Raw genomic sequence first — 10,631 nt, 5'->3', positions numbered from 1 at the left:
CCCACACCCTGCTGCGGTTCGTCCGCGAACAGGCGTTGCGCATCGACCATCCGCATGTGCTCGCCCCGGCGAGCTGGGCAGCCGGGGTGTTCCAGCCGGACGTCGTCGCGCCGTCGGAGACGCGGACGTCCAGGCCCGCGGTGCCGCCCTCGACGGCGCCCGCCAGCGGCAGGTGCGCGACGACGACGTACCCGTCGTCGGACGGCTCGACGACGGCGGCCGCGCCGTCCGGCCCGGTCACCGTGCCGTCCCGCGCGACCGTGGTCGTCGCGCCGTCGACGTCGAACGTCACGGCGTCCGCGTCGTCCGGGTCGGCGTCGGTCACCCGCACCTGCGCGGTGAGGTGGTCGGCCGCCCAGCGCAGCTGGAAGTCGGCCACGGGCTCGCCGCTGCCGTCGTCCGCCTGGATCGTGTGCCGCGGCAGCCGGTCCCACACGGGCGACGTCGTGGCGTCGCCGTCGAGCGGCACGTCGCCGGCGAACACGCCGGCCGACTTCAGCCGCGCGGGGACGTCGCCGTCGACGGCGCCGTGGTACGCCGGCTTGGCCTGGCGGTCGCCGTCGAACAGGAGCGGGCCGCCGTCGTCGCGCCACGACCGGTCGTCCGTGAGCCCCCACACCGTGACGCTGAACAGGCCGTCCGCCCGCTCGCGGAACACCCGGAACGCGTCGCGGAACCAGTAGCCCTGGTCGACGAGGTTGGCGTCGGTCGCGGGGTTGCCGATCCCCACGTCGAGCTCGGTCACGGCCTGCGTGACGCCCAGGTCGGCGAACCGGTCGAGCGCGGTGGCCAGCGCGCTGACCGGCGTGGACAGCGACACGTGGAACTGGTGGCCGACGCCGTCCACCGGCACGCCGCGGGCCAGCAGGCGCTCGACGAGCGCGTGATAGCGGTCCTGCTTGCCCGACTGCTCGGTGTTGTAGTCGTTGATGAAGAGCGTGACCGGCCGGTCCGTGCCCTCGGCCGCGTACGTGTCGTTGAACGCCTCGTCCGCGTACTCGAAGGCGAGGTCGATGAAGCCCTCGCCGAGGATCCGGTACCACTCGCTGCGCCGCAGGCCGTCGTCCGGGTCGCTCGTCGCGCCGTCGTTCACCACCTCGTTGACGACGTCGAACGCGGCGACCGGGTTCTCGCCGCCGCCGAACTCGCCGTAGGTGTCCGACATCCACCCGGCGACGGAGAAGATGTGCGTGCGCAGCCGCTCACGCAGGAGCTCCTGGTCCGCCTCGGACGTGGTCAGCGGCGTGCCGTCCTCGGCCTGGAAGAACCAGTCCGGCGTCTGGCTGTGCCAGGCCAGGACGTGCCCGTACACGCGCAGGTCGTTCGTCACGGCGTAGTCCATGAGCGCGGCGGCGTCGGGGCTCGGCCGGAACCGGTGCTCGGCGTCGTACCAGGCCTCCACCTTCATGCCGTTCTCGGCCGTGATCTGGTCGAAGTGCCGCAGCAGCAGCTCCGACGCCTCGCCCGTGGTCTCGCGCTCGTCGATCGCCACGCCGACGGGGAAGTCGACCGTCTCCTTGACGCCGGTGAGGTCCTGCACCGGCGGGGACGTGCGCTCGGCGCCCGTGACGACGAGGTCGTCCACGAGGAACGACGGGTGCGCGCCGCCGACCGGCGCCGCCTCGACGTAGAGCTGGGCGGCCGTGAGGCCCGACGGCATCGTGTAGGAGCCGCCGACGCGCACCCAGCCGTCGGCGGTCGCGTCGACGGCGCCGCCCACCCAGGTGTACGCGTCGCCCGCGGCCGACGTCTCCTGGACCGTGAAGTGCACGGCCGCGCTGCCCGCCGTCCCCGCCGGGAGCTTCACCCAGGCCTCGACGTCGTAGTCGCCTCCGGCGGCGAACAGCCCGTCGACGGCGGTCGCCGGCCCGTTCCACTCGGCCGTCCGCCCGGTGACGGACAGCGCCCCGGCGCCCGTCCGCGCGTCGTCCGAGATCTCGAGCGTCACCGCGCCCCGCGGGCCCCACGGCTCGTACGCCGTGTCGAAATCGTTTTCGAGAACGACGGGGTCGTCCCCCGCCGCCATGCTCGCGCCCACGACACCGGTCACCACCGCGCCGCTCACCATCACCGCCGCGGCCGCCGCACCGGCGACCGCCCGTCTCACCCGCTGCCTCATCGTCGCTCCCTCGCGATCGGTGGGGCCCTGGCGGCGGCTCGGCCGACGCCCGGGGCCGACGGCGCGTCGGCGCGCCGTCGGGGACACCGTAGGGCTCCGACGGCATTAGGAGCAACGGTTGAACGAAACTTCCTCTCAGGCGCCCGGGAGCGCGAGCGGCAGCGCCATCGACACGTCGAACGACTCGAAGTCGCTCGGGTCGAGCTGGGAGACCAGCGCGACCGCGAAGACGAGGACCAGGATCCACACGACGACCCCGACCGCGCCCAGCACGATGCCGGCGATCGCCAGCCCCTTGCCCTGCTGGCCCGTGCGGTTGACCCGCGACAGGCCGATGATCCCCAGCACGATCGGGATCACCGCCAGGCCGAGGATGCCCGTGACCAGCGCCGCGATCGACCACCCGTCCGTGCCCGCCGACGGCGCGTACGGCGGGGCGTACTGCCCCTGCGGGTACGGCTGGGCGTACGGCTGCTGCGGGTACCCCTGCGGCGGCGCCGGAGCCGGGCCCGCGTCCCCGGGCTGCGGCACGCCCGGCGGGGGGTAGCCGGGCTCCCCGTAGCCCGGCGGGTACCCGGGCTGGGGCCGCGGCTCGGGCTGCTGGTACGGGCCCGGGGGCGGCTCCGCCCCGCCGGTCGGCGTGGCCGCCCCGGGGGAGTCGGGCCGCGGCTCGCCCAGGTCCGGCTGCGTGCCGTCGTCGTGAGTCATGGGTTCCTCCTCGTCGGCGAGGCGCGACGGCCGGGCAGGCCGCCCCCGCTCCTCCCACTATGCCGGAGGACGCGGGCGCAGGCGGGTTCACCTCACCGTTCACCCGGGGGACCCCTCCCCGCGCCGCACCGGGGCTGACATCCTGAGAGCGGCGGGCCGGACAGGGACCCGGCCCGCCACCATCGGCCGGAGGAGGCAGCATGCGGGTCGTCGTCGTCGGGGGTGGGATCATCGGGCTCGCGACGGCCGCACGGCTCGCGCGCCGCGGCGACGACGTGACCGTCCTCGAGAAGGAGCGCGAGCTCTCCTGTCACCAGACGGGCCGCAACTCCGGCGTCATCCACTCCGGGCTGTACTACGCGCCGGGCAGCCTCAAGGCCCGGCTCGGCACGGCGGGCGCCGCGTCCATGACGCGGTTCGCCGCCGAGCACGACGTGCCCGTCGCCGTCACCGGCAAGCTCGTCGTGGCGACCGACGCCGGAGAGCGCGACCGGCTGCGCACCCTCGCGGAGCGCGGGGCCGCCAACGGCGTGCCCGTGCGCGAGCTGGACCCCGTCGAGGCGCGCGAGCACGAGCCCGAGATCGCGTGCGTCGGCGCCCTGCGGGTCGAGTCCACGGGCGTCGTCGACTACCGCGCCGTGTGCGCCGTCCTCGCGCGCCAGGTGCGCGACGCGGGCGGGGTCGTGCTGCTCGGCCGCGCGCTGCGCGGCGCGCGCACGGTGGGCACGCAGGTCCGGGCCGACGTCGAGGAGGTGGGCAGCCGCGCCGGGTACGAGCTGGTCGCCGACGCCCTCGTCGTGTGCGGCGGCCTGCACGCCGACCGGCTGGCGCAGGCCTGCGGCGTCGACCCCGGGGCCCGCATCGTGCCGTTCCGCGGCGAGTACTTCGACCTCGCCCCGCGCGCCGCCGACCGCGTGCGCGGCCTCGTCTACCCCGTGCCCGACCCGCGGTTCCCGTTCCTGGGCGTGCACCTCACCCGCGGCGTGCACGGCGACGTGCACGCCGGGCCCAACGCCGTCCTCGCCCTCGCGCGCGAGGGCTACCGGCGGCGCGACGTCGCCTGGCGCGACGTCGTCGACGCCGCCTCCTGGCCCGGCCTCTGGCGGCTCGCCGGGCGCAACCTCGTACCCGGCGCGGCCGAGGTGGCCCGCTCCGCCTCTCGCACGCTGTTCGCCGCCTCCGTCGCACGGCTGCTGCCCGGCACCACCGCCGACGACCTGCACCCCGCCCCGGCCGGCGTCCGCGCGCAGGCGCTGCACCGCGACGGGCGGCTGGTGGACGACTTCCTCGTGCGCACCGCGCCCCGGCAGGTGCACGTCATCAACGCGCCCTCGCCCGCCGCCACCGCGTCGCTGGAGATCGCGCGGCACGTCGAGGCGGAGCTGGACCGCACCATGGCGGCCATCGGGTGACGCGCCCGGGACGGCGGGCCGGGTGACCGACCGACGACGCCGCGGCCCGGTCGCGCTCGCCGTGTCCGCCACGTCGGCCGGCCTGCTCGCCGCCCTCTTCGCGCTGGCGGTGCTGACCGAGCCGGGACAGCGCGCGGACGTCGCGGGTCTCGCGCTCCTGACCGCGCCCGAGCCGATCCTCGCCGGCGCAGCGCGTCTGGTGCGCGCGCTCCTGCCGGTCGTCGCCGCGGGCGTCCTCGTCGCGGTCCTCGTCGTGGCGGTGCGGCGGCGAGCGGGCGGGCGCGCCCTCGTCGTGGGCGGTCTCCCGCTCCTCGTCCTCGGCCTGGCGACCGTCCTGCGGGACGTCGTCCTGCCCCGGCCCTTCCTGGGTGCCCACGGCTACCTCCACAACACCTTCCCGAGCGCCCACACGGCGACGCTCGCGGCCTCGTGCGTCGCCGTGGTCCTCCTGCTCGGTCGCCGCCCGGGCGGGTGGGTGACGGCGACGCTCGCGACCTCCGTGCTCCTGGCCGCGTGGGCCAACGTCGCGACCCAGGCGCACCGGCCCAGCGACGTCGTGGGAGCCCTGCTGCTGGTCGGGGTCGGCGCGCCGTGGGCGGTGCTGGCGAGCCGGCCGGGCTCGCGAGACGGTCAGCCGACGCCCGAGTCGACGAACCGGAGGTAGTCCTCCCGGGCCCGCGCGTCCGGGACGTCGAGGCGCAGCGCCTTCTCCCCGGCGTCGGGCAGCCCCCGCCGGAGCGCACGCTCGATCCGGCGTTGCGCGACGGCGTGCCCTACCAGGGCCGTCGCCGTCCCCCATGCCCCCGGCCGGGCGGCGGTGTAGAGCCGGCCGCCGCGGTGCGGGTCGCCGGGCAGGTCGGGGACGCCGCGGCGGCGGTCGAGCGCGGCGGCGGCGCCCCGCAGCGCGCTCGGTGCCCGCAGCCCCGTGCCGCCGAGCGACCCACCGCCCGGGCCACCGAGCACCCGCGCGGCGCGGTCGACGACGAGCGCCACCGGCGCATCGATCCGCATGGCCCGGGCACGCGGGCCGACCTCCTGCCGCGCGCCGTCGCACGCCGCGACGGCGCCGGCGACGTCGACGAGCCACAGGAGCCGCCCCGCACCCGCCTGAGCCGCGTGGAACGCCAGGACCAGGACCGAGTCGACCGGGTCGAACGTCGGGACGTCCCGTCCGCCGCCCAGCGCCACCGTGCGGCGCCGGGCGATCATCGCCTCGGGGTCGGTGCGGAAGCTGCGACGCAGCCCGTGCGGCACGGCGAAGTCCCAGTGCAGGTCGAGGTGCACGCCGAGGGGCCCGCGCATCGCGTACTCCGCGCGCCGCTCGCGCGCCATGAGGGGCCAGTTGCGGTCGACGCCCGTGCAGCCTGCGGCGTCCAGCGCCTCGACCGCCGCCCGGAAGCCTGCCCGCGGCACGTACAGGTCGAGGTCGTAGTACTCCCGCATGTCCGGCGAGGGCCAGAGCGCGGCCGCCGCCGGCCCCTTGGCCACCACCCACGGCACCCCGGCGCGGTCGAGCGCCGCACCCAGGACGGCCAGCTCGGCGAGCGCCCCCAGGTGGCGCACGACCTGCTCGTCGCGAGCGCGCCGCAGCGGCGCACGCCACGGCTCGGGGCAGTCCGGGCGGCCCGCGACGTGCTTCGCCACCGCGGGCAGGATCCGGTGGTCCTGGGCGGCGTCGGCCAGGAGCTCGAGCCGTATGCCGTCGAGGGGGACGGGCGTCGCGCCCGGCGGCGGACGATCGGAGGGCGCGACGGAGTCGAGCAGGATCTGCGCCAGCGGGCGGCGCACCGTCGGTCGTGCCCCCATCCCGGCAGGATAGGGAGCGCTCGGCGACGGTGGGGCGTCGGCAGCGGGCGAATTCTCGCCCGGACCGTCCTCCTGCCGCCCCGGCGCAGCTAGCGTGTGTGAGGCCGGGCCGGGCCCCGGCGGAGGACGGAGCGGTCGGTGGCAGACAGCGCGGTGGGCGGGACGCCGGAGAGCGACGAGCGCAGGGGACGCCGCCTGCTGCGCCTGCTCGGCGGCTCCTTGCAGGTGTCCTGGCGCGCGAGCCGGCCCCTGTTCGTCGCGATGCTGGTCCTCCAGGTCCTCGTCGCGGGGGCGCTGGCAGGCCAGGTGCTCGTCGTCTCCGCGCTGCTCGACGTGCTGCTCGCGCTCGCCGACGGCACGAGCGGCGTCGCGGCGGTCACCGGACCGGTCCTCGCCCTGGCCGCCCTGACCGGTCTCGCCTCGGTCGCCGGCGGGCTCCAGGCCTCGGCACGCCGGGTGCTCGGCGAGCACGTGGCGCGACTGATGGCCGAGGACGTGCAGGAGGTCGCGACGAGCGTCCCGCTCGAGCACTTCGAGTCGCCTGCCTTCTACGACCGTCTGCAGCGGGTCCGCGTCAACGCGCTCTCGAGGCCGTTCCAGGTCACCCAGGGGATGTTCGACCTCCTCGGGTCGTCGATCGCCACGGTCGGCGTGGGCGCCGCGCTGGTCGCGCTGCACCCCGTGCTGCTCCCGCTGCTCGCGCTCGGCGGCCTGCCCCTGCTGGTCACGGGCCGACGCGAGGGCAGGCTGGAGTTCGCGTTCAAGGTGGCGCAGACGACCAACGAGCGCGAGCGCATCTACACCAACTACGTGCAGAGCAGCCGGGACGAGGCCAAGGAGATCCGCGCCTTCCAGTCGGCCCCGTGGCTGCAGGCGCGCTACCGCGAGCTGTACGGCACGTACCTGGCCGACCTCGCCCGCCACGTGCGGCGCCGGGCGCTGACGAACGGCGCGGGCAACCTCGCCGCGGCCGTCGTGCTCGCGGGCGTGCTGCTGGTGCTGGCCTGGCTCATCACGCGCGGCGAGGTGACGTTCTCCGAGGCGGGGGCCGCCGTGGTCGCGGTCCGGATGCTCCAGGGGCAGATCCAGGGCATCTTCGGCGGCGTCCAGCAGATCTTCGAGTCGGGGCTGTTCCTCGACGACGTGCACGCGTTCCTCACCGACGGGCGGGCCGCAGCGCGCGCGGCCACCGGGAGCGAGGAGCCGCCGGCCGCCTTCCCGGGCGTCTTCGCCCGTGGTGTCTCCTTCACCTACCCGGGCTCGCGGCGACCGGCGCTGCGCGACGTGGACCTCGCGCTGCGCCCCGGCGAGGTCGTGGCCCTGGTGGGCGCCAACGGCTCCGGCAAGACCACCCTCGCCAAGCTCCTCGGCGGCCTGTACGAGCCGACGTCGGGCACCGTCCTGTGGGGCGACCGGCCGCTGTCCGGGATGCGCGGCGCGGCCGTGCGCCCCCAGGTGGCGGTGATCTTCCAGGACTTCGTCCACTACGCGTACACGGCCACGTGGAACATCGCCCTCGGCCGACCCGACGTCCCGGTCGACCACGAGCGGGTACGGCGTGCGGCCCGGGTCGCCGGCGTGGACGCCGCGCTCGCCGGCCTGCCCGACGGCTACGAGTCGCGGTTGTCGCGCATGTTCCCCGGCGGCACGGAGCTCTCCGGCGGCCAGTGGCAGCGGGTCGCGATCGCCCGGGCCTTCTACCGGGACGCGGCGCTCGTCATCCTCGACGAGCCGACCGCCGCGATGGACCCGCTCGCGGAGCACGACCTGTTCTCGTCGCTGCGGGCCACGCTCGACGGGCGGACCGCGCTCTTCGTGTCGCACCGCTTCTCCACCGTGCGCTCGGCGGACCGCATCGTCGTGCTCGACGACGGCGTGGTGGTCGAGCAGGGCTCGCACGACGAGCTGATGGCCCTCGACGGCGCCTACGCGGAGATGTTCACGGTCCAGGCCCGGTCCTACCTGGACGCCGCGTCGGCCCCGACCAACGGGCGCGCCGAGGCCTCGCCCACCGACCGGAGGACCTGAGCGCCCAGCCCCGGCGCGAACGGCGGCCCCCACGGGACGTCCGCCACCAGCACGGGGACGGTGCGGGCGACGTCAGCGAGATGGCGCAGGTGGGCGCTCTGCACGCGCTCGTCCAGCCAGCCGTGCAGCCGCGGGTAGTGCAACAGCTCGAAGAGCGCCGCGGTGCCCGTCCGTCGGCGCACGACGAGCTCCCCGCCGGCACGGTCGGGCTGCGGCACGACGATCGCGCGCAGCGGGCGGCGGTCGCGCGCTCCCGCGCCGAGCTGCAGCACGTGCCGGGCGTCGGCGCTCACGCGGCGGCCGGGCGCCCGCGCGGCGAACCGCTCGGCCAGCGTGTCGGCACCCTTGCGCAGCCGCACCTCCGTGGCACCCAGCCGGGCCGCGAAGCCGTCGTCGCCGCGGTCCAGGCGCAGCACGTCGTCGGTGACGAGGGCGGCCCCCTCCGCGCACAGCAAGGTCGCCATCGTCGACTTGCCCATGCCCGAGTAGCCGACGAACGCCACCACGCCGTCGTCGTCCTCCACCGCGCTCGCGTGCAGCACCGCCTCGCCGCGCAGGTACAGCTGGAACGCGAGCATCCCGCCGGTGGTGAGCACCCGGCTCAGCCCGGGGTCGACGCCGCCCGCCTCCCGCAGCACGACGTGGCGCAGGTCGGCCGACACCTCGAAGTCGCACGCCTCGTGGAACCGGAGCAGGTAGCCGTCGGCGCCCAGGTCCCAGGCCGTGTACCAGGGGTCCCCGGCCAGCTCGTGGTGCAGGACCGGCCGCCCGTCGGGGGCGGTGCGCTGGTCGGTGCCCGGGCCGGCGGCGACCACGACGTCGGCCCGGGCCGCGCCCTCCTCCGCCCGGTCCTGGTGCAGGTCGAAGGGCGCCTCCACGATCAGGCCGTACAGCAGCTGGCGGTCCATGTCACGCTCCCTGGGTGGGGACCGCGAGCGGCCGGAAGCCCGTGCCGCGGTCCAGGTCGAGGTCCTTGTCGTCGATGCGCAGCCAGGCGTGCGCCCGCACGACGCCACCCGCCTTGGCGACGCCCAGCACGAGCGCGGGACGACGGTGGCGCAGCAGCCGGCCGGCGAGGATCGCCGAGCGCAGGCAGGTGCCGTTCACGCCGGGCAGCCGCAGCACCCGCCGCAGGACGCGGAGCCGTCGCCGTTCCGCGTCGTCCAGCGCGCCGGGGTCGAGGTCGCCGGACGCAGGCTCGGCGGACGCCAGCAGGGTGAGGTCGTACCGCCGGGCGACGCGCGCCACGTCCCACCGCCGCAGCCGGCGCTCGAGCAGAAGCAGGGCGCCCAGGAGCCGGAGCGCCAGCGGGACGGCGCTCACCCGGCGCCACACCCCGGACGGGGTCACCGGACCGGCTCCGCCCCGACGGACGCCAGCCACGCCTGCTGCAGCAGCAGGCTCGTCGGACCGGGCGGGAAGCCGGACAGCCACGCGGCGCGGAGCCCGTCGACGTCGACCAGCGCGGCGTCGACGCCGTCCCCGCCCCACCGGCGGGCGAAGTCGCGCGTCGCGCTGCCCAGGTACGCGCGGTTGAACGACGCCTTGTCGGACCGGGCGCACACGGCGTCCGGCAGCAGCGTGCCGAAGACGGCGCGCATGCCCGCGGTGCGGTCGGGGAAGCCCCACGGGTGAGCCGCGCCGAGCGCCCCGAGGAATTCGTCGTCCAGCAGCGGGTGGGCGAGCACGACGTCGTGCTCGGCGGCCACCTGACCGAACGTGTCCAGGAAGACCCGGCTCGCGCGCCTCCGGCGCAGCCAGCGCAGGCCGCGTGCGTACGACAGGGGCTCGGCCGCGGCGTCGCGCGCGATCTCGTCGGCGAGCCGAGCCGTCGTCTCGCGCCCGAGCCAGGTGAGCGCCGCCGTGCTGCGCGCCGCGGCGGTGCGCTCGCGCCACCGCCGCGCGGGCAGCAGCGAGTCCAGGGCGGCCCGGCGGGGGGTCCCCGCCCTCCCCCGGCCTCGCGCGACCCTCAGCAGGGCCCGGGAGCGGCGGTCGCCGAGCACCTCGTCGCCGCCCTCCCCCGTCAGCACCACATGCCCTCGCAGCTCGCGCAGCATCGCGTCCTTCACGTGCATGGTGGCGGGGAAGAGCAGCCCCCGGCGCACCAGGCTCTCCCGCGCCGCGTCGCCCAGCAGGTCGTTCTCGCCTCCGACGTCGATCCGCCGCCACGTGGAGAGCCCGAGGTGCCGCACGACCGACTCCTGCCACGCGGACTCGTCCGCCTCCGCGACCCCGGGGTAGCGGAACGTGACGGGCACCGGGTCGGGGTTCCCGTCCTCGCGGGCGACGGCGGTCGCGACGGCGAGCACGGCGGACGAGTCCCGTCCGCCCGAGAAGGTGACGGCCACCGGGCGCCCGCCGGAGGCGCGGCGCACGGACGTCTTGATCGCTTCCAGCGGGCTCCCGCCCTCGCGGGGAGTCGCCGGCACAGGGTCGGGCACCAGCCCGGGCAGCCAGCACGCGGCGACCTCGAAGGCCGTCGGGCGGTAGAAGGACGTCATCGTCGTTCCAGGCTGCTCGGGGGGACGCTGCGGGGAGTGCGCTGAGGACACCGGAGG

9 protein-coding genes are annotated in these 10,631 nt (G+C 76.5%); 3 read left to right on the top strand and 6 right to left on the bottom strand.

Annotation, left to right across the window (positions count from 1 at the left end):
• Both ACFWEK_RS13240 and ACFWEK_RS13235 read right to left on the bottom strand, forming a co-directional pair.
• A partial coding sequence (locus ACFWEK_RS13240; protein WP_430554346.1) for an endo-1,4-beta-xylanase occupies positions 1-2,119 on the bottom strand: 2,119 nt, incomplete at its 3' end.
• Between the two features lie 135 nt (positions 2,120-2,254).
• Positions 2,255-2,827 (bottom strand): DUF4190 domain-containing protein, encoded by a 573-nt coding sequence (locus tag ACFWEK_RS13235; protein ID WP_430554345.1) that lies wholly within the window; start codon positions 2,825-2,827, stop codon positions 2,255-2,257.
• 200 nt (positions 2,828-3,027) lie between these two features.
• Between ACFWEK_RS13235 and lhgO the strand changes: the two genes are divergently transcribed.
• Positions 3,028-4,239: an L-2-hydroxyglutarate oxidase gene (gene lhgO, locus ACFWEK_RS13230; protein ID WP_430547307.1), complete on the top strand. Its 1,212-nt coding sequence runs from the start codon at positions 3,028-3,030 to the stop codon at positions 4,237-4,239.
• 22 nt (positions 4,240-4,261) lie between these two features.
• The gene (locus ACFWEK_RS13225) at positions 4,262-4,903 is read left to right on the top strand and encodes a phosphatase PAP2 family protein (RefSeq protein WP_430554344.1); all 642 of its coding nucleotides are present in this window, start codon (positions 4,262-4,264) and stop codon (positions 4,901-4,903) included.
• Here ACFWEK_RS13225 and ACFWEK_RS13220 read toward each other — a convergent pair.
• Entirely contained in the window at positions 4,870-6,045 is a 1,176-nt protein-coding gene (locus ACFWEK_RS13220; protein WP_430554343.1) for a nucleotidyltransferase family protein, read from the bottom strand. The genes ACFWEK_RS13225 and ACFWEK_RS13220 overlap by 34 nt on opposite strands.
• Positions 6,046-6,183: 138 nt before the next feature.
• On the opposite strand from ACFWEK_RS13220, the gene ACFWEK_RS13215 reads away from it, so the two are divergent.
• Complete coding sequence (locus ACFWEK_RS13215) at positions 6,184-8,073, top strand: ABC transporter ATP-binding protein (RefSeq protein ID WP_430547304.1); 1,890 nt, start codon at positions 6,184-6,186, stop codon at positions 8,071-8,073.
• Here ACFWEK_RS13215 and ACFWEK_RS13210 read toward each other — a convergent pair.
• From ACFWEK_RS13210 to ACFWEK_RS13200, 3 genes are read right to left on the bottom strand one after another with little or no spacing between them, the layout of a single operon-like run.
• Positions 8,004-8,981, bottom strand: coding sequence for a hypothetical protein (locus ACFWEK_RS13210; protein WP_430554342.1), 978 nt, complete (start codon positions 8,979-8,981; stop codon positions 8,004-8,006). The genes ACFWEK_RS13215 and ACFWEK_RS13210 overlap by 70 nt on opposite strands.
• A 1-nt stretch (position 8,982) precedes the next feature.
• A complete protein-coding gene (locus ACFWEK_RS13205; protein ID WP_430554341.1) occupies positions 8,983-9,396 on the bottom strand; it encodes a lasso peptide biosynthesis B2 protein in 414 nt (137 codons plus the stop codon).
• Positions 9,397-9,419: 23 nt separating this feature from the next.
• Positions 9,420-10,574: an asparagine synthase-related protein gene (locus ACFWEK_RS13200; protein ID WP_430554340.1), complete on the bottom strand. Its 1,155-nt coding sequence runs from the start codon at positions 10,572-10,574 to the stop codon at positions 9,420-9,422.
• Positions 10,575-10,631 lie beyond the last annotated feature (57 nt).

It is taken from the genome of Isoptericola sp. NPDC060257, assembly GCF_042726645.1.
GTDB classification, from domain to species: domain Bacteria; phylum Actinomycetota; class Actinomycetes; order Actinomycetales; family Cellulomonadaceae; genus Isoptericola; species Isoptericola nanjingensis.
The sequence above is the reverse complement of the archived record's forward strand: the minus strand, read 5'-3'. Positions and strand labels throughout refer to the sequence as shown.